An 18,327-nucleotide genomic window follows, 5' to 3' on the forward strand; every position below is an offset into this window, starting at 1 on the left:
TCCTCTCTATTTAGGTACGATCGTCCGCCGACAACAGGTGGCTCAGGATCGAGCCTTCGAGGCCGGCAAGCTCGGCCGAGCCGCGCTCCCGCGGCCGGGCGGCGTTAACCGTGACGTCATGGGCGATGCGGCCCTCCTCGATCACCAGCACCCGGTCGGCCAACGCGACGGCTTCAGAGACGTCGTGGGTGACCAGGATCGCGGTAAAGCCCTGGTCGCGCCAGACCCGCTCCAGGAGGCGCTGCATCGAGATGCGGGTCAGCGCATCCAGCGCACCGAGCGGCTCGTCGAGGGCGAGCACGCGCGGGCGCGACACCAGCGCGCGAGCGAGCGCGACGCGCTGCTTCTGGCCGCCCGACAGCACCGACGGCCACTGGTCGCGCTTGTCGGCAAGACCGACCTCGCTCAGGGCTTTCTCGGCGCGCGCATGCGCATCCTTCGATGCACGATCGCGGCCGAGGCCGACCTCGACATTGGCGAGCACGCGCGCCCAGGGCAACAGCCGCGGCTCCTGGAACATCACGCGGATGTCTTCGGCCTGAACGTCCTGGCCGAAGCTGACGCTGCCGGCATCGATCTTTTCAAGGCCGGCGATGAGACGCAGCAGCGTGCTCTTGCCGCAGCCGCTCTTGCCGACGATTGCGACGAACTGCCCGGCCGGGATGTGCAGGTCGATGCCGCGCAGCACCTCGTTGTCGCCGAAGGATTTGCGCAAGCCGCGGATGCTGAGCGGCAGGCCGCTGGTCTGCACTCGGCGTTCTTCTTGCCGCTCCTCGCGCACGACGCGCGCCGTTGGCGCGAAACTGGCGCGGTTGGCGAGCTCGGTCTCGGGAAGGGAGGTACGAAGCGCTGTCTGCATGTGATTCCCAGTATTCTGCTCAACGTTTCTGGAAGGCGGGGTGCCAGGAGAGCGTGAGGCGCTCCAGCACGCGGGAGGCGCTGTCGGCGAGCTTGCCGAGCAGCGCGTAGATCAGGATCGAGAGCACGACGACGTCGATCAGCATGAACTCGCGCGCCTGCATCGCCATGTAGCCGAGACCTGACGACGCCGCGATGGTCTCGGCGACGATCAGCGTCAGCCACATGATGCCGAGGGCGAAGCGGATGCCGACGAAGATCGAGGGCAGCGCGCCTGGGAAGATCACGCGGCGGAACAATTCGCCGTCGGTCATGCCGTAGATGCGGCCCATCTCGATCAGCTGCGGATCGACGGTGCGGATGCCGTGCAGCGTGTTGAGATAGATCGGGAAGAAGACGCCCAGCGCCACAAGGAACAGCTTGGCGCTCTCGTCGATGCCGAACCAGAGGATGACCAGCGGGATCAGCGCCAGATGCGGCACGTTGCGCACCATCTGCAGCGTGGTGTCGGTGAGCTTTGCCGAGAGCTGCGACAGGCCGTTGGCGAGACCGAACGCGAAGCCGATGCCGCCGCCGATCAAAAAGCCGATCGAGGCGCGCCAGAACGAGACCCAGATGTTCCGGCCGAGCTCGCCGGAGAGCAGCAGCTTCCAGCCGGCGAGCACGACGTCGCTCGGCGCCGGCAGCACGCGCGTCGGCACGAAGCCGGTGATGCTCGCGACCTGCCAGATCGCGATGATGGCGAGCGGCACGATCCATTGGACCAAGCCATCGACGCGCGGCAGGCGGAAGCCCCGCGGAAGTGAAGCGCTGTCGATCAGGCTCATGACTGCGACACCCTGTGCTGCGGACGGAAGTCGCTGCCGACCGTTTCGCCGAAGGGACCGCCATTGAAATGAAGCTTCGTCACGTTGGAGGGCTGCTCCAACGACAGTAATGGGAACACCAGCTCGGCGAAGCGATAGGCTTCCTCGAGGTGTGGGTAGCCCGACATGATGAAAGTATCGATGCCGAGATCCTGATACTCCTTGATGCGGGCCGCGACAGTCTTGGCATCGCCGACCAGCGCCGTGCCGGCGCCGCCGCGCACCAGGCCGACACCGGCCCACAGGTTCGGGGCGATCTCGAGCTTGTCGCGCTTGCCGCCGTGGAGCTGCGCCATGCGCTGCTGGCCGACCGAGTCCATGCGGGCGAAGTTTGTCTGCGCCCGCGCGATGGTGTCGTCGCTGACATGCTTGATCAGCTCGTCGGCGGCGCGCCAGGCTTCTTCATTGGTCTCGCGAACAATCACGTGAAGCCGGATACCGAAGGAGAGTTTTCGGCCGCGTGCGCTCGCGACCTCCCGCACCTTCGCGATCTTCTCGGCGACGAGCGCCGGCGGCTCGCCCCAGGTGAGATATTTGTCGACGGTATCGACGGCGACGTCGATGCCGGCATCCGATGAGCCGCCGAAATACAGCGGCGGGCGCGGCGACTGCACCGGGGGAAACAGCAGCTTGCCGTCCTCGATGCGGATGTGCTTGCCCTCGACATTGACAGACTTTCCGGCGAGCAGGTCGCTATAGACGCCCAGGAACTCGCGGGTGACCTCATAGCGCTCGTCATGAGCGAGGAAGATGCCGTCGCCCTTGTTCTCGACGGGATCGCCCCCGGTAACGACGTTGACGAGAAGACGTCCATTGCTGATGCGATCGAGCGTCGCGGTCATGCGCGCGGCCACACTCGGCGATTGCAGACCGGGGCGAACGGCGACGAGATAGCGCAGCCGCTCGGTGAACGGCGCAACGCTCGAGGCGACGATCCAGGAATCCTCGCACGAGCGCCCCGTCGGCAGCAGCACGCCGTAATAGCCGAGTTGGTCGGCGGCCTGTGCGACCTGACGAAGATAGTTGAAGTTGACCTCGCGACCGCCGATGCCGGTGCCGAGATAGCGGCCGTCACCGTGGGTCGGCAGGAACCAGAGGATGTTGGCGTTGCTCATGGATGTGCTCCTAGCCGTAGGTCGTGCCGACGGCGGCCGCGACGATGCCGACCGACAGGGCGATGACAGCGATCACGCGTTGAACGATACGCTTCATGTTCACACCTTTTGAATTGGGAAGAGTGGTCGGCACGCTTCACACTGCCGGATTGCGCCAGACGATGTCGCGGATGACGATTGGCCTCGGGATCAGGCCGAGCTTGTGGAAGCGGTCGGCGACGCCCTGCTGGGTCGCGACGATGTCGTCGGTGACGGGGCCGACCACGAAGGACGAGCGGTTGGCCGCGATGGTCTGGATATCGAGGGGAATGCCGGTGACCGCAGCGAGCGATTTGGCGACCTCGTCGCGGTGCTGCTCGGCCCATTTGGCGGTCGCGGTGGTCACGTCGACGATCTGTTGCAGGATCGCGCCATGGTTTTTCGCGAAGTCGCGGTTGGCGATATAGAAGGAATTGGTCTTGGTGACCTCGCGCGCATTGATCAGGATGCGGCCGTTCTGCTTGGTCTCGCCGATCGCGAAATACGGATCCCAGATCGCCCAGGCCTCGATGCTGCCGTTGGCGAAGGCGGGGCCGGCGTCCGGCGGCGTCAGGTAGACCGGGGTGATGTCGGCATAGGTGAGGCCCGCCTTCTCCAGCGTCTGCACCACGATGTTGTGGGCGCTGGACCCCTTGGTGAAGCCGACGCGCTTGCCTTTCAACTCGGCGATCGTACGGATCGGCGAATCCTTGGGCACCAGGATGCCCTGGCCGTTGGTGATCGGCTGTCCGGCGGCATAGACGATCGCCGCGCCCGCGGCCTGCGCGAACACCGGCGGGGAATCGCCGACCGCACCGTAATCGACGCTGCCGACATTCATCGCCTCCATCATCGGCGGGCCCGAGGAGAACTCGACCCACTTCACCTCGATGCCTTGCGGGGAGAAATGTTTTTCCAGCGCGCCCTGCTGGCGCGTGATGACCAGCACGCCGTTCTTCTGATAGCCGATACGAATTTCCTTCACCGCGCCTTGCGCGATTGCAGGCGATGCGAAGGCAGCGGCGGCGGCCGTTCCGACGGAGAGCTTGAGAAAGTCACGACGCTGCATTCCACACTCCCGGCCGGGTGCGGCCGATGTTCATTGCGATGCGGGAATGATGGTGTGGGTCAGCGGAGCTGTCGAGACATCGGGAAAAATAGCGATGCGCGCACTGCGCGCGTGGCGGCGCGCATGATTAATCTTTCAATCGCGCGCAATGATGCAGACGGAATTTTTCCGCACGCGAATGTGAGCGCGGCACAGACTTTTGTCCGACGCTCGCGCGATCGGAACAAAAACGCGAAAACAACCCCATGCACAGTAGCCGGGGAATGCGAAATCAACGACTTACTGATTATCCGAAGATAATTTGACACGTCGGGCAAAACAGGGGCATAGTAGCACTATGGCGGACTGGGAACTACGGCGGTGAAAGCCCATTGGCAACCTCGCTGTCATTCCCCGCCACCGGGTCTCGCCTTCGGCGAGCCCGATGACAGGCTGCAGCGGGGATTCCAGTATCCCAGAGACGTTTTTTTTCGTCACAACACTGCCGCGGCGTACTGGATCGCCCGCCTTCGCGGGCGATGACACCAAATTTGTGGGGAGAGGCGGGCCACACGCACCGGGGTTATGCGCCCCCGTCCCTACGGCATGATCTCGTGACGCTGCGCTCCGAGATTCGCGATGCCGCATTCGAGCACGTCCCCGACTGCCATGTAGCGGTTCTTGCCGAAACCGACGCCGGGCGGCGTCCCCGTCGCGATGAGGTCCCCTGGCAGCAGCAGCATGTGCGTGGAGAAATAGGCCACCATCTCGTAGACGTCGAATAGCATGTCGCTGGTATTGCCCTGCTGCTCAACCTTGCCGTTCAGCTTGGTCCACATCTCCAGGTTCATTCCATCCACGCCAGTGGTCAGATACGGGCCGATGGGGCAGTAGGTCGGGCGCGATTTGGCACGCACCAGGTGTTGCTGTCCCTCCGCATCCACCTGCGTCGATCGATCGGAGACGTCGTTCAGGCACAGATATCCGAAGATGTGACTGGCGGCCTGGGCGGCAGTGACATCCTTCGTCTCCCGGCCGATGACGATCGCAAGTTCAGTCTCCCAATCGAGCTTCACCCCCTGATTGGGGCCGCAGGAGATCGGGTCCGACGGTCCGGCGAGCGAGGACGTTGCCTTCAGGAACACCTCGGGTTCGGTAGGCGGCTTCATGTGAAATTCCGCGATGTGCTTCCTGTAGTTGAAGCCGGTCGCTGCAACCTGGCGAATGCCTTCAATCGGAACGAGATAGGAGAACTTGCCGGAGACCGGAGATAGACGCGCAGTGTCGATGTTGGCCAGGGCACCGGCGGCGATGATATCAGGCGTAATGTCCGGTATGGCCGGACGCAGATCGAGGTGTTCATCGCCTTTCAGGATGACCGGAACGACACCTTTGTCCGTAAGTACGCGCGCGAATTGCTGCATGGTTCACCTGGCTCCTTATCGCTGACGCCCGATCTAGGTCGCCCGAAGAGGAGAAGTGAATTCACAACGATTCGACCTTGCCGTTTCGTCGTATGTTCAGAACAACCGCCCATGTTTTGAACGAAGCCGGCGCGGTTTCACAGCCAATGCATCCGCCGCCACGCCATCGGGCTGAGGCCCGTCTCCTTCTTGAAGGCGACCCCGAATGCGCTTTGATTTGCAAAACCGACAAGCTTCGCGATCGACGCGAGACTCATCTCGCGGTGACGGAGCAGAACCTTGGCCTTGTCGATGCGCTGGCGGCGCAACCATGCGTGTGGTGCGATCCCCATCGACTGCTTGAAGGCGATCGAGAAATGCGACGTCGACAGATTGCACGCGCTCGCGACCTCGGACAGCGACAGGTCATCGGCCAGACGGCTAACCATGTATTCGCAGGCGCGGCGCAACGCATTCGGCGCAAGTCCGCCTCGACGCACGAAGGCGACCGCGTCCGGATGGTTGGAAAAACTTCGGAAGACATGCAAGGCGAGCAGTGTGACGGCAGTCTCGGCATAGAACAGGCCTTGCCGCGCCTCGCTTTCGCATTCCGCGGAGATGATCTGCGCAAGCTCCCAGGTCAGAGGGTGGTTATAGTCCCACGCTTCCACGAACTCGACGTCGTGGCGGTGCTGGAGCTCGACGGTGCAGAGCAGGTATTCCGGCTCAAACTCGATCGCCAGGAAACGATAATTCGACTTCTCCTTGATCCGGAATTCCACGGCTGTCTCGGGCGGCAGGATCAGGCCGTATCGAGGCCTGTTCTTGTAGGCACGAAGCTCTTTGCCTGATTCAGCATCCGCCTCGACATAGCCGGAGTTCCACGAAAATTGCAGCGCGAGCGATCGCGTGCGAATTTCAGCGGCGCCAGTGACTTTGCCGATGCGGTGCGCGGCGGCGATCCCGCCGGCCCACCTGATCTGCCGCGATTGAAGCACGCTTCCCTTGACATCGGACCAGACGGTATCGCGGTGTCCGGGCGCACTGAACATGGCGACGGGAGGTCCTGCTGGCGGCGGTGGCGCGGCGCGCTGTTGCCCATCCGAATCTGACATGTCCGCCTCCTCGTCCGTACGGTCTCGGCGATAAAATCGTTGTCCCGGATCCAGGCCCTAATGTAACCACCTCACCGGCAAATTCTGCAAGCCCCGGAAGGCCCAGCCGCCGATCCGCACCGGCTCGTCGTCGGCGATCTCGATCCGCGCCGCGCGCGCGAACAATGTCGGCAGCGCGACATCGGCGATCATGGCGCGCGAGGCGAAGGCGCCGGCGCAGAAATGGGGGCCGGCGCCGAAGGCGACGCTCTTGGACGTGTCGCGCCGCAGGTCGAACTGGTCGGCGCGCTCAAAATGCGTCTCGTCGCGATTGGCGGAGCCGAACATCAGGAACACGCGCTCGTCCAGCTCGAACGCGACGTCGCGGATGCTCCAGGGCTTTGCGATGCGCCGCGGCGACATGCCGATCGGCGAGATCCAGCGGGCATATTCCTCGAAGGCCTGGAGCCAGGACACTTCACCGCGCAGGACCAGATCGAGCTGCTCGGGATGGGTCAAGAGCGCCCACACGGTACCGGCGATGGCCTTGCGCGGCTCGTTCTGGCCGCCCGAGATCGCGAGTTTTACATTTGCGCGCACGCTCTCCATCGCCATGCCGGAGGCGAGGAGCACGCCAAGAATGCTCTGGTCGGGATGCTTGCGCATCACCGGCAGGATGTCGTCGATCGCAGCATCGATGCCCGATGTCGCCGCATGGCAGCGCGCCTCGACCGCGGGATCGCCGGCATAGTTGGCGATGCCTTCGATCATGCCTTGCGACCATGCATCCATGTCGGCAAAGCCGATATTGGTGAGGCCGGTGATCGACTTCAGGCATTCGCCGGAGAACGGCAGCGCGAAGTCGCGCATGAAGTCGATCCGCCCCGGCGCGATCGCATCGATGATGCGGTCGGCATGGGCCTGGAACAGCGCGGTCCAGTGCGCCTTCACCGTCTTCGGCGAGATCGTCGGAAACATCGCGCGCCGCTCGACCTGGTGCGCCTCGCCGTCCTTGCGCATCATGTTGTGGCCCATCAGGCGGTTCATCAGGCCCGCGGGCTGGTGCGAGGAGAACACGTCGATCTGCTTCTCGGAGATCGAGATGTCGTCGCGGCTCGTCAGCAGCGTCGAGCCGAGCTGCGGCACGAAGGCGATCGGCGCCTCCTTGCGCATTTTGGCGAGCATCGGATACGGATAGGACCAGAACGCAGCCGGGTCGATGTCGATGCGCGGCGCGGTGCTCAAGGCTGGCTCCCCTGGGTTCTCGTTTCCTCCAGGCGAGACTAGCGCACCACCGCGCCGGCGTCTGTCCCTAGCGATAGGGACAGGAAGCAAAGGTTCGGCTAAGCATCGGGAAGGGATCACGCCGCGCAAAGGATCGTCGGCATGGCCTGCGCCTATAGCTGCTCACGGCCGAAGGATCGAGCCGCCATCGGCAAAGCTTGCGCAAGGCGTCTACCGACCGCGTCTAAGGACCAGGGGTGGACGCTGCCTTATCAAGCGAAAATCCGCGATTTCGCAGAATCGTTTGGATCGTCTTGTCGTGCTGGTTCAACTTTGCAGCGGCTAGCACCTCGGTTGCAAACGCCTTTGGCGCGCTGGTGTTGGAGGGGTGGTCCAACAAAGATCGCCATGCCTTCATAAGTATCGGATCAATCACATCCCCGGTTAGCCGATTGCGCATTTCCCAGAACGCACCGCCCCAAATTTCGCCGGCAGTCCAGGGATCATCTTTCAAAGCCTTTGTTGCCTTGAACTTCAGTCTGTTGTCGAGGCAGCGGACATATGGCTGACCGGGGCGGATGACCTCAGCGGAAATTTCACCCACCCGCGGGTTGTTCAAGAAGCTTGCCGGAAAGTAGTCGGCAAGGCCCGACTCGATCCCGGCGAAGTTTCCCGTCCATGGATTGTTGGTTTTGGACGTCAGAGCGTGATGGCTATATTCCCGCAAGGCCACAAAAGCATCGCGGGCGATCCTAGAGTCGATTTCGAGCGTGTTATTTTGGTATTGGGCATAGTGCCCGGGCACCGTACCAATCTTGATCTTCGCCTGAACCAGGTCAGGCGGCGAACCAATCTTGTCGAGGTAAGCAATGTATGCCTCGAGTTTTTCCTGGAGCTCGGCTTGAATGTCCGCTGTCAGATCAGTTGTAGACTCAAAGGCAAATCGTCCCGGCGATGGTAGCGACGGACCTTTACCCGGCTGCCGACGATCAAGATACTCTCGAAGAGAGGTGGCTAGATCTGTCTCGACCACCAAGCCTGCTCCGAGCAAAAACTCCAGATTCTTGGCCGCGGCTTCGGTGTCGCCGGTCTTGATCATTTCAAGAATACGCGTGGACTCCGCCTTGCTCGTCTCAAGCTTCAGCTGGGTCCTCCCGTTGAAAAAGGTGACTAAGAGGTTTCCCAATGCAGCCAGAGCGGCGGCGCAAATCGCGACAAAGAGAGGATTGAACCATTTAGAGCTGACTTGCTCGCCTTCGCGAAGCGAAAGCTCTCGTTCCTTGAGAGCAAGCTCGCGCGCGCGCATCTCACGTTCGTCGCGCCATTTCTCCTTGTCGAATTCAAGCCGAAGAGCCTCGCTACTCAGCTCGTTCTTGGCTGCCTGCGCGAGGCTTCTGGAGTTCGCAAATGCAAGGGCAAGCGCCGCGATTGGCCAAGCCGCCACCGCACCGGCAAGTTGCGTGACAAAATCGCGACGTCTCATGTCGGGACTCGCTCCTCCCCCGAGTTGACAACGCGCCCGTAGATCTGTCTGCGAAGTGCCTCACATTCCGAGGGCCGTGAACGAGGTTTTTGCGACCGAAGTCGTCCAATTCAAGTACCGGGCCTCATCCGCCGCCCCCTCGATAGGGCGGGATGATACGATGCCATCCCAAGCCATCGAAGCGATGAACCGCTCGCTTTGATTGATCCGCGATTCCGCAACGGCGGACATCGACAAACGCATGAGCGAACGTTCGCTGAGGCGGGAAGCCAGCTTAAACGCGACGTCTTGAATTGCCTCCTCGTCCTCAGTTGCAGACCGAGGACGGCGGACCGAGTTACTGGGCCTCGGCGATCCTCGGTCCGGATGACAGCATCTGCGCGTTGGCCGCCAAGGGCCGCTTCGGCGATGCCGGGTCCGGCAACCGGAACGCGGCGTCGGTCGGCGCGCCCTGGGAAGGCCGGCGGGCTGCGGTTGCCGGAAGCACGATCACCTTCGCTCCGACTTTCACCCGCTCATAGAGGTCTACGACGTCGTCATTGGTCAGTCGGATACAGCCGGACGACACCCGCTTCCCGATCGTATCGGGGTTGTTGGTGCCGTGAATGCGATATTCGGTCTCGCCCAGATACATCGCCCGGGCGCCGAGCGGGTTGCCGGGACCGCCTGCCATGAACCGCGGCAGATAAGGCTGACGCCCGATCATCTCCGTGGGCGGATGCCAATCCGGCCATTCTGCTTTACGGGCCACAGTCTGCTCACCGGACCATGTGAAACCCTCGCGGCCGACACCGATGCCGTAGCGCATCGCCTGCCTGTCGTTCAGGACGAAATAGAGGAATGTGTTTCCGGTATCGATGATCACGGTGCCCGGCGCCTGGTGGCTGGCGTAGTCAACCACCTGGCGGACCAATGCTCCGGGACCGTCAGCGGCTTTTGGCGGCTCGACCAGAGGCGCCGAGGCCGGAAGCGGGGCTGGGGCCGGGGCCGGCGCATGAACTGGAGTTGCCACATAAACCGGCGTTGACGACGCCCTGGCTTGGGTCGCGGGCGGCTTCTGCATCGGCTGATTGCTCGCCGAGCCAGACAGCAAGCCGTACCCCAATGCGGCGACGGCCACGGCACCAATCGCAACTCTTGCGGCCATTGGCAGTGCAAGCGTCTCCGCCTTTCCACGTTTGGCCCGCTTACCCATATCTTTCCCCAGGTCACTGTGCCTGGAAGAGGTACCCAGCAAAATTTAAGAAACTTCGAAGCGATGTCGCTCAGAAGGGAGCCGTTCGCTATGGTTAACGCGAGCTCTTGTTCGGCAACATGAACAATGGGCGTATTGCTGGTTATGTCGCGACGGGGACGACGCGCTTCCATTGCGAAAACCACCGAAGATCAGAATCGCCCGGCGGAGCGGACACGCTCCGACCTTGGCCCGCTCTCAGTCCGACAGCCGACATTTTGACGCCCGAGACGGAGGACAGCTAACGGCCCATTAGCGGACTCCAGAACTTGCATCTCATTCTCTCCAACAAGGAAGCCGCGAGCTTTGGAAAAGTGCGTGTGATCTTCTTCGAATGTGGCGAGAGTAATTACAGCTCTTGGCGCGCTCTGTTTGGTAGCGCCAGCACATAGTGAGGGATTTCTTTACAGCGACGGCTCCTACACCGCAAAATGCTCGCACGGAAGCACAAGGATGAGCGCCAGATCGTCGGCGCTTCTTCAAACGGTAGTGCCACTTTTGGTTTCCAATACAGCAGCGGCGGCGGTGCGGACCAATGCTGAATCCCACGCCGCCGCGCAATCGGCTCTGCCGAAAATGCCTCCTTCAACGCGAATTGACATCGACAAAATAACCCCTCTTCAGGAACTCGAAGTCGTCATCCTTAGTCGAATAAAGCGCATACCGGTGCTCAATTAGCGCCCGCGACCGGCAGTCCTTATCCTCTAGGCTGCAAGTTACAGCAACCCCGCTCACCAACAGTTCTTTTGCTACGTCACGACGAACATACATTCGTGTGCTGTCAATGATGAGGGGTTCATATGACCGAGTAAATGACGCTAGCTTGTGGAGCATTGGAATCTCTGCCCACATCTGATGGGCCTCGATTACCTCGGGGCGCTCGGTAGATATGACCTCGTCGAGTGCGCCGTACCCTTGATGGGCAAGGATTCGGTTCGCGAGAAGGCCTAAATCCACGATCCTCACGCGTGAGCAACAAAGGCCGACACCACCCACGTCTGGCGTCAGAAAGCTAATACTCGCCCTGCCTGTCAATTCCCGGATCCGATCCACGGCAAGTCCGGTCAGTCGGTAGGATGCTGGCGTTACACCGAGTGGAGCAGACTGTGCCTGTGATCTGATTGTCAGATAAGCTTGCGAGAGCGGAGGCTTGGCGCTTGACCACCAGCTGACTACAACCGTAACTATTGTGGCAATCAAAACATATGAGCGTTGCAGCTCACTGCGAAACAACTCAAGTTTCTTAGACCAAAATGCGAATAGAAGAAGTGCAAACGGGAAAGCGAGCGTTTGCATTCGCCCCACGTAACCCCAATTAGTCCCTATTGCAGAGTTGAACGCAATTACTCCGAACATGGGGGCAAAGAGATATAATGACTTGGTGAATAGCTCCGTTCGCTGATTAAACGCGTCTAAAAAGCAAGCAAAGTGCAAATACACTATGATAGCTATGGACGAGAACAACAGTGGCATCGCCCTTACGACCTCGAATGCCGCAGAGACCTTTTTGACTAACTCCCTCAGGTTGTCTCCGTGATAGGGAGGCTGCATTTTGGCGTAGATGGTGTTAGGAACCCAATCCGAGAAAAGCCAGAGCCGCAGGGCCTCTGTCCCACCCAGCACTGCCGTGCCTGTAAGCGCCAGGATTACGAAGTCTTTGGTCCGGCGCTCGTATAAAAGCGGTGCAAGGATGAATGCGTAGTAGACCATTGCCTCAAAACGAGTAAGGAGGAACACACTCCCGAAGGCTGCTGCCCGCAACAGATTTGGGCGAAAATATAAATTCCGCACGACTCCAACTCCCGTGAAACACAAGAGCGGCATTTCCATTCCGTTCGCGATTTCGCTCAGAGACATTCCGAGAGCAGCGTAAGTCGAGAGCAACAGGGCCGAGGCGGACTTGTCGAGTTTAAGATCCTTGGTTAGCAACCAGATCTGAAGGATCGAAAGGCAGAAAAAGAGCCCCGTCATGCCCTGAGCAATGGCGATGGCAGTAGCAAAGCTCGGCTGGAACAGGGCCACGAACGAATTAATTAGGAACCACGCGATAGTGGAAAACCCCTCCGCCTGTTCCGAAAGCGGCGTCAGTGCGATGCGGCCGGTCGCAGCGAAGGTCTTCGAGTAAGCGAGTGTGATCGCGCCGTCGTCCCATCCCCGTGTTCCGACTAAGAGGACTACAGCCATCGTGATCGCCACCTGCATTGCAATCGGCACTGCGATCGCAATTTTAGTGTTCGAGTTTCGAATCTCACGGTTCATCTCACGCCTGCCATGTCATCGAAAGAGGATCATTGAGGCAGTCCCGGACTAGCGCAGACGATCATGCTGGCGGGGCTCTTTATGGCACCGGTCGGGCGTCGACCGGTTACTGTGCATCAGACTCAACTTGCGTCCCCAATCGAGGATCGGCGCTTCAATGACGACGTGCAAGGCGGACGCGAAACCGATGGAAAGCAGAATGCTGGCGATGATTGTCCCGACGGTGGATAGTCGCCACAACCCGGAAAGGTCGGCGATCCCATTCACCAGCAGGTAATGGACGACATACAGCGAGTACGAAATCTTCCCGAGCCATTGCAAGACCGGCGAGAAGGATCGCCCTTCGATCTCGGCAGCTATCACGGCATGGATGAGCAATCCTGCGCCAAGGCCATAGGTCAGGACGCGTGCGAATTGTGGATCGGTCGATCCGTGCACGAAGATCCAGTACCAGCCGGCCACGAACAGGCCCGCAGATATGGTTAGAAGACGGCGCGAAAATCGCAATCCGCCGTTTCTCGCGAGAGAGGCGATGCTAACTCCGGCGCCGAATTCCAGCACCATTGGATGGGAGTAGATTCCAATCTGCAGGTGGAGGACGAGAGCAACGATGACCACGCCGAGCGCCGCGAACAAGAGCTCGAATAGTCGGTTCGGCTTGATCGCCAGGATGAGCGCGACCGCGGCATAGAAGTGCAGCTCGAAAGCAAGTGACCATGCTGGCGCGAGGTACCAGTTGGGATATGTCCACGCGAAGATGAGTCCGAGGTCAAGCGCCGGGCGCTTCTCCGGCGACAGATCGATCCAACAGGAACTGATCAACGCCGCCAGCAACACGAACCAGTAGACCGGATAAATCCGAATGGCTCGTCTGAAAACGAAATCCAGCGGGTTGTCTTGTGTCGTCGCAGTGATTGCGATGATGAAGCCGGAAATCACGAAGAAGATATCGACGCCGCTCGCAAGAATGGTCAGTGCGCCCTCGGCGAGCCTCGACCCGACCATATCGGGTCGCGCACTGATTGCATGTCCGCAGACCACCGACAGCGCAGCAATGCCGCGCATTGCCTGTACACCCGCGAAGACCCGCAAAACGGCCCCAACACGTTCATTCCAAACACAAAACAATCTAAGCGGGAAAAATATTAACGAACGGTTGTATTGATGCGAGAAGATATCAAAGGAGGTGCATCAAACCGGGGTCCGAGCGGTATCCGCCAGGTCGGCTTCGGGGCAAAAGCCGATGATCCCGGCGGCAGAGGCCCTGTCCGCTTTGCCCTCGGAAGCCGATATCGCGGACTTGGAGTCCCCGTTAGTTCAGGTTGCGCGGCCCCGCGAGCAGGCCCTGCACGATCGCAAACAGTTCGAACAGCGCGGCGAAGTTCGAAGCGCCGTCTGGGGTGTCAGGGCATCAACGCCGCTAAGTTCGCGGCGTCGGCTGCGACGGGGATGGCGTGGCAGGCTGCTGCGAAGATGGAGCAGGAGGTTGCTGCTGCGGAGTGGTGACCGTCTGCTGATCGCCGCCACCATGCGGGACACACGTCCCCACGTTGCTCAGCAGTCGCTTGGCCTCAACATCGCGGGCCTTTTTGTAGTCCCTGCGCCGGTCGATCCTTGCCGCAGCCATGCGGTCCCACGCATCGAACGCATCGGCATAGTGCTGTCGCATCTGCTCCTCGGCGGCGAGACAGTCGCTGAACCTATCGAACACCAGATCGGTGTTGACGGGAGAGACGCCGCCTACCAGAACTACCAGCATCCATTTCATAACATCCGCCTACGTTCGTGCCCGCTCACCGGGAACGACGAGGCATCGGCAAAGTTCCGAACCGCGAGGCTGCTTGGGTCACAGGACACCCAAGCACATGCACGGCGATCAATTGCACACTTCTCTCATCCGGCCAGCCATCACCGAGGCACCATCCATGCCGATGGGAGCCGATTCTATCCTGCACCCTTTGCCGACCGGACGGCATCCGGCAGAATTGCAATATACTTGGCCAGATGCTTGCGGCTTCGATGGCGACGATTCAACCTGCTTCCGATCAGCGGCTTCGGAGCCGGGCTTCTTCTCTGCTGCCTGCTTGTCGGCCAGAGCCTTCGCAACAGCGGCCTCAATCTCTTTGCGCCGTTGCTCGGCTGCGGCGGCTTTCCGGCGCGCAAACGTCCGCTTCGGGTCGAAGCGCGAGGATCCTGGCGGCAGACGGCCTGTCCGCTTTGCTCTCGGAAGCCGATATCGCGGACTTGGAGTCTATCTCAGTTCAGACCGTGAGGCCCCGCGAGCAGGCGCAGCACGATCGCAAACAGTTCGTTCTGCGAGGAGATGCCGAGCCGCTCATAGGCGCGCTTGCGGTAGGTCAGGGTCGAATGCAGGCTGATGCCGAGTCCTTGGGAGATCGCCTCGGAGCTGAAGCCGAGCAGGATATGGCGGCAGACCTCCTGCTCGCGCGGCGTCAGCGCGCAGAGCGGCGCGCGCGTTGCGAACAGCGCGGCGAGGTTCTGGTCCGGCGTTGCGGCCTGCTGGAAATGACGGGCGACGCTGGCGCCGATCGCGGGCGCAATCGCCTGAAGCCGCGCACGCTCGGCATCGCCGAAGCGGCCCTGGGACGTGATGCGGTAGAAATTGACGTAGAAGCAGGTGTCGCCAGTCCAGATCGCGGTGGCGCATTTGTCGACGATGTCGGAATCGTTGAAGAAGATTTTTCGGTAGCGCGCACTGTACATGCGCGGCGCGAACGCGGGCAGCATGATCGGCGCACCGCCCTCGCCCTCGAACAGCGCATCGCGATTGGGATCGGATTCGTGGAATTGCCCGGCATAGGCCGCGCCGAGATCGGCGCCGGTCGGGATGTTGCCGGCATCGAGCAAACAGCTCGCCGCGCCGGCACGCGTCAGCGCGAACACCATGCAATGGCCGACTCCGGCCTGCCGGCGCAGCGTGTCGATCAGGACCTTCGGGAAATCGGGGCGGCCGATGGCGAGCACTGCGGACGTGACGTCACCCGCCGCCAAGCCTGAGCCTGCCCCATGGGATCGCATTGCTTCCTCCGTCAGACGCTTTTGTTGGAGGATAGCAGCAAGAGGATTTTACCGGAAGCCGGCGAGGCCGCCGTACGCAGCGGCTAGGTCGACCGATTCCGATTCACTAGTCCAAGCCTACCTAAGTATGGCCCCTCCATACCCCTGCGCAATGGCGCCATCCGAGTGCCTGATGCTACCAATAAATCCAGAGTGAGAAGCAACGGAACCGGTCTTGCGAGCCGGCAGTTGCGGGGCAGGGTCGGCGGCGTAGCGCCCGCCGGCCTTTCTCGACCTTTAGGTTTTACGCACGATCTATCCGGAAAACCGCTTCGCACTTTTCCGGATCATGCTTTAGCGGCGCGCTGCCGCTCAATTGGTGTCTACTGCCACGCTTGGCCGCAGAGAGTACGCCATGAGAAACATCGCCGATCTCCTGATGCGGTTCTGGCAAGGAAGCCAGTCCACATCCCATGCAGAGGTTGCGGTCGTTGCCGAAAACCGGGATCAATCCAGCATGGCTGATTTTGTCCGGATCCTGCAGTCCTACGATCAAGACCAGTACGGCAGCAGCTGAAGCGGAACGGCTGGGGTTCTCGCTTGCGGAGACACCCTCTCCCGCAAGCGGGAGAGCGAGCGCACCTCCCCCGTTGCCGCATCAAACTTCATCGCGCTTCGCCAGTCCGTCATACGATCGTCCCAGCAAACGATTTGTCCGAGACGTACACGACCTCTCTCGCGTGAGACGTTCAGCCCACCGGCCCCGGTGTCCAGTCGTCGCCTGAAAGCGGGCTGACTTTGACGTCCTGGATGACTCCGCGCTCGAGGCTTGGATCGAAGTGCCGCATCGTGCGCTCGTTGAAGTCGATGATGCGGCCGGGCCTGAGTGGTCCGACGTCGTTGATCTTGACGATGACCTTCTTGCCGACGGCCTCGACGAGGGCGTATTTCGGCCGCTCACCAAATAGGACCCCACCAAATTTCCTGCGCAGACTCGTCTTGATGGCCGCGGTCCACTCCGAGGGATTATAGCGCTCGCCGGAAGCTGTGCTCGGCCCGCCCTCCTCCTTGCCGGGCTTGAATGGATTGTACATGGATGCAGCGCCGACGACTGCATTTCCGGAAGCGGCATCAACGACGGTGCTTGAAGGAACCCCACGCGTTTCACCCCGGGCAACGGTAACAGAAACGGCAAGCGCAACCAGGGCGCCGCAAACTGCGGCGCTCGAGCGGAACGACATCATAACTCCTGTGATTTTTTAGATCGCCGGTTCCCGACACCGCAAACAGCGCAAAGCGAACGCGGACGCGTTCATCAAGCTTGCACCGGACTTTTACGGAATCGTGCCAACCCCTTGGCTATGGAACCGTCGTGCGAACCAAAGTGGTTCCCACGCAGTGTTTTACGTTGTCGCCGGTTAAGACAGAGAATGCGTCAGCAACATGACCTTACGAACAGCCTATTCCGCCGCCGCCTTGGCTGGTGCGACATTGATCGCGAGCTTGCCGTAGCGATCCGTGAAAGCCTGCGTGTCGATCTCTTCCAGCTTGATCTCGCCGCTCATCACGCCCTGCTTCCACGCGGCCTGCGCAGGATCATTCTGGAATTCCGGCATCACTTCGCGGCCGAACAGCTCGAGCGATTCGCAGATGTGCTCGTGGCTGTTCTTGCCCGCTTGATTCAGCAGAATGACCTGATCGATATGCGAGGACTGGAAGCGCTTCAGCTTCTTTCGGATCGTCTCGGGCGAGCCGATCAGACCGCCGCGCAGCGCAGCCTCCTGCGCTTCCGGGTTGTCGCGCTTCCACTTGTTGTACTCGTCCCACATGTTGACGGTGTAGGGCGCGGGACGCTGGCGATTCTGCGAGGCGCCGTAGAAGCGCAGCGCGAACTGGAAGAAGGTGGCGCCGTCGGCGCGCGCACGAGCTTCCTCGTCGGTCTTCGCGCACATGAAGAACGAGACCAGCGCCATGTTCGGATTGATGCCGTAGTCGGCAAGCTTGTGCAGCCGCTTGGTCATGGCGTTGTAGTAGGCGTGCACCCAGGCATGCGCGGCATCGGCGCTGACGAACTGGAAGCCGAGCGCGCCAAAGCCGTGACGGCCGGCGCGCTCGATGGTCGGCAATTGCGAGCAGGCCATCCAGAGCGGCGGATGCGGCTTCTGCACCGGCTTCGGCACGACATTGCGCAAGGGGATGTCGAAATACTTGCCGTAGTGCTCGCTGCCTGCGTCCTTGAACATCGGGAAGATCGCGGCGACGGCCTCCTCGAACACCTCCTTCTTGGTCTCCATGTCGCGGCCGAACGGCGTCAGCTCGGTGATCGACGCGCTCTCGCCCATGCCGAATTCGCAGCGGCCGTTGGAGAGCAGATCGAGCACCGCGACGCGTTCGGCGACGCGCGCGGGATGGTTGGTGGTGAGCTGGAGGATGCCGTGGCCGAGGCGGATGTTCTTGGTGCGCTGGCTCGCAGCTGCGAGGAAGGATTCCGGCGACGGCGAGTGCGAGTATTCTTCGAGGAAGTGATGCTCGACGACCCAGGCATGGTCGTAGCCGAGCTTGTCGGCGAGTTCCATCTGCGAGAGCGCATTCTGGTAGAGAGCGAGCTCGTCCCCGGGGCCCCAGGGCCTCGGCAGCTGCAGCTCGTAGAAGATGCCGAACTTCATGACGCCTCTCCCAGTTTTCTTGCCCGGTTTTCTTGTCCAGT

17 protein-coding genes are annotated in these 18,327 nt (G+C 61.2%); 1 reads left to right on the forward strand and 16 read right to left on the reverse strand.

Annotated features, from left to right (window positions below):
- Positions 1-10: 10 nt before the first annotated feature.
- The 14 genes from QA642_RS41945 to QA642_RS42010 all read right to left on the reverse strand — a co-directional run bounded on the left by QA642_RS41945 (position 11) and on the right by QA642_RS42010 (position 15,641).
- A complete protein-coding gene (locus tag QA642_RS41945; RefSeq protein WP_283082031.1) occupies positions 11-859 on the reverse strand; it encodes an ATP-binding cassette domain-containing protein in 849 nt (282 codons plus the stop codon).
- A 19-nt stretch (positions 860-878) separates the two neighbouring features.
- Complete coding sequence (gene ssuC, locus QA642_RS41950; protein ID WP_283082032.1) at positions 879-1,685, reverse strand: aliphatic sulfonate ABC transporter permease SsuC; 807 nt, start codon at positions 1,683-1,685, stop codon at positions 879-881.
- A complete protein-coding gene (gene ssuD / locus QA642_RS41955) occupies positions 1,682-2,839 on the reverse strand; it encodes an FMNH2-dependent alkanesulfonate monooxygenase (RefSeq protein WP_283082033.1) in 1,158 nt (385 codons plus the stop codon). The genes ssuC and ssuD overlap by 4 nt, the downstream gene beginning before the upstream one ends.
- Positions 2,840-2,849: 10 nt before the next feature.
- Positions 2,850-2,972: a hypothetical protein gene (locus tag QA642_RS41960; protein ID WP_283082034.1), complete on the reverse strand. Its 123-nt coding sequence runs from the start codon at positions 2,970-2,972 to the stop codon at positions 2,850-2,852.
- A gap of 3 nt (positions 2,973-2,975) precedes the next feature.
- Positions 2,976-3,926: a sulfonate ABC transporter substrate-binding protein gene (locus QA642_RS41965; protein WP_283082035.1), complete on the reverse strand. Its 951-nt coding sequence runs from the start codon at positions 3,924-3,926 to the stop codon at positions 2,976-2,978.
- Between the two features lie 578 nt (positions 3,927-4,504).
- Positions 4,505-5,329: a fumarylacetoacetate hydrolase family protein gene (locus QA642_RS41970; RefSeq protein ID WP_283082036.1), complete on the reverse strand. Its 825-nt coding sequence runs from the start codon at positions 5,327-5,329 to the stop codon at positions 4,505-4,507.
- Between the two features lie 137 nt (positions 5,330-5,466).
- Positions 5,467-6,423 (reverse strand): AraC family transcriptional regulator, encoded by a 957-nt coding sequence (locus tag QA642_RS41975; protein ID WP_283082037.1) that lies wholly within the window; start codon positions 6,421-6,423, stop codon positions 5,467-5,469.
- 57 nt (positions 6,424-6,480) lie between these two features.
- Positions 6,481-7,647, reverse strand: coding sequence for a cytochrome P450 (locus tag QA642_RS41980; RefSeq protein WP_283082038.1), 1,167 nt, complete (start codon positions 7,645-7,647; stop codon positions 6,481-6,483).
- A 223-nt stretch (positions 7,648-7,870) separates the two neighbouring features.
- Entirely contained in the window at positions 7,871-9,109 is a 1,239-nt protein-coding gene (locus tag QA642_RS41985) for a hypothetical protein (protein WP_283082039.1), read from the reverse strand.
- A gap of 337 nt (positions 9,110-9,446) precedes the next feature.
- On the reverse strand, positions 9,447-10,304 hold the full coding sequence (locus tag QA642_RS41990; RefSeq protein WP_283082040.1) for a L,D-transpeptidase: 858 nt from the start codon (positions 10,302-10,304) through the stop codon (positions 9,447-9,449).
- Positions 10,305-10,928: 624 nt separating this feature from the next.
- On the reverse strand, positions 10,929-12,602 hold the full coding sequence (locus QA642_RS41995; protein ID WP_283082041.1) for a hypothetical protein: 1,674 nt from the start codon (positions 12,600-12,602) through the stop codon (positions 10,929-10,931).
- Positions 12,603-12,650: 48 nt separating this feature from the next.
- Positions 12,651-13,667 carry an acyltransferase gene (locus QA642_RS42000; protein ID WP_283082042.1) on the reverse strand — a complete coding sequence of 339 codons (1,017 nt, stop codon included), beginning with the start codon at positions 13,665-13,667 and terminating at the stop codon, positions 12,651-12,653.
- A 355-nt stretch (positions 13,668-14,022) separates the two neighbouring features.
- A complete protein-coding gene (locus tag QA642_RS42005) occupies positions 14,023-14,370 on the reverse strand; it encodes a hypothetical protein (protein WP_283082043.1) in 348 nt (115 codons plus the stop codon).
- Between the two features lie 488 nt (positions 14,371-14,858).
- A complete protein-coding gene (locus QA642_RS42010; protein ID WP_283082044.1) occupies positions 14,859-15,641 on the reverse strand; it encodes a helix-turn-helix transcriptional regulator in 783 nt (260 codons plus the stop codon).
- Positions 15,642-16,035: 394 nt separating this feature from the next.
- On the opposite strand from QA642_RS42010, the gene QA642_RS42015 reads away from it, so the two are divergent.
- On the forward strand, positions 16,036-16,197 hold the full coding sequence (locus QA642_RS42015) for a hypothetical protein (RefSeq protein ID WP_283082045.1): 162 nt from the start codon (positions 16,036-16,038) through the stop codon (positions 16,195-16,197).
- Positions 16,198-16,369: 172 nt separating this feature from the next.
- On the opposite strand, the gene QA642_RS42020 is transcribed toward QA642_RS42015, so the two are convergent.
- On the reverse strand, positions 16,370-16,864 hold the full coding sequence (locus QA642_RS42020) for a septal ring lytic transglycosylase RlpA family protein (RefSeq protein ID WP_027560958.1): 495 nt from the start codon (positions 16,862-16,864) through the stop codon (positions 16,370-16,372).
- A gap of 216 nt (positions 16,865-17,080) precedes the next feature.
- Positions 17,081-18,286 (reverse strand): LLM class flavin-dependent oxidoreductase, encoded by a 1,206-nt coding sequence (locus QA642_RS42025; RefSeq protein WP_283082046.1) that lies wholly within the window; start codon positions 18,284-18,286, stop codon positions 17,081-17,083.
- Between the last annotated feature and the right edge of the window lie 41 nt (positions 18,287-18,327).

It is taken from the genome of Bradyrhizobium sp. CB2312 (assembly GCF_029714425.1).
Taxonomy (GTDB): domain Bacteria; phylum Pseudomonadota; class Alphaproteobacteria; order Rhizobiales; family Xanthobacteraceae; genus Bradyrhizobium.

Coding starts and splice junctions, on each gene's coding strand:
- QA642_RS41985 (WP_283082039.1), bottom strand. CDS start 9,109: ATGAGACGTCGCGATTTTGTCACGCAACTTGCCGGTGCGGTGGCGGCT.
- QA642_RS41990 (WP_283082040.1), bottom strand. CDS start 10,304: ATGGGTAAGCGGGCCAAACGTGGAAAGGCGGAGACGCTTGCACTGCCA.
- QA642_RS41970 (WP_283082036.1), bottom strand. CDS start 5,329: ATGCAGCAATTCGCGCGCGTACTTACGGACAAAGGTGTCGTTCCGGTC.
- QA642_RS42000 (WP_283082042.1), bottom strand. CDS start 13,667: ATGCGCGGCATTGCTGCGCTGTCGGTGGTCTGCGGACATGCAATCAGT.
- QA642_RS42010 (WP_283082044.1), bottom strand. CDS start 15,641: ATGCGATCCCATGGGGCAGGCTCAGGCTTGGCGGCGGGTGACGTCACG.
- QA642_RS42020 (WP_027560958.1), bottom strand. CDS start 16,864: ATGATGTCGTTCCGCTCGAGCGCCGCAGTTTGCGGCGCCCTGGTTGCG.
- QA642_RS41945 (WP_283082031.1), bottom strand. CDS start 859: ATGCAGACAGCGCTTCGTACCTCCCTTCCCGAGACCGAGCTCGCCAAC.
- QA642_RS41965 (WP_283082035.1), bottom strand. CDS start 3,926: ATGCAGCGTCGTGACTTTCTCAAGCTCTCCGTCGGAACGGCCGCCGCC.
- ssuC (WP_283082032.1), bottom strand. CDS start 1,685: ATGAGCCTGATCGACAGCGCTTCACTTCCGCGGGGCTTCCGCCTGCCG.
- QA642_RS42015 (WP_283082045.1), top strand. CDS start 16,036: ATGAGAAACATCGCCGATCTCCTGATGCGGTTCTGGCAAGGAAGCCAG.
- QA642_RS41995 (WP_283082041.1), bottom strand. CDS start 12,602: ATGAACCGTGAGATTCGAAACTCGAACACTAAAATTGCGATCGCAGTG.
- ssuD (WP_283082033.1), bottom strand. CDS start 2,839: ATGAGCAACGCCAACATCCTCTGGTTCCTGCCGACCCACGGTGACGGC.
- QA642_RS41975 (WP_283082037.1), bottom strand. CDS start 6,423: ATGTCAGATTCGGATGGGCAACAGCGCGCCGCGCCACCGCCGCCAGCA.
- QA642_RS42025 (WP_283082046.1), bottom strand. CDS start 18,286: ATGAAGTTCGGCATCTTCTACGAGCTGCAGCTGCCGAGGCCCTGGGGC.
- QA642_RS42005 (WP_283082043.1), bottom strand. CDS start 14,370: ATGAAATGGATGCTGGTAGTTCTGGTAGGCGGCGTCTCTCCCGTCAAC.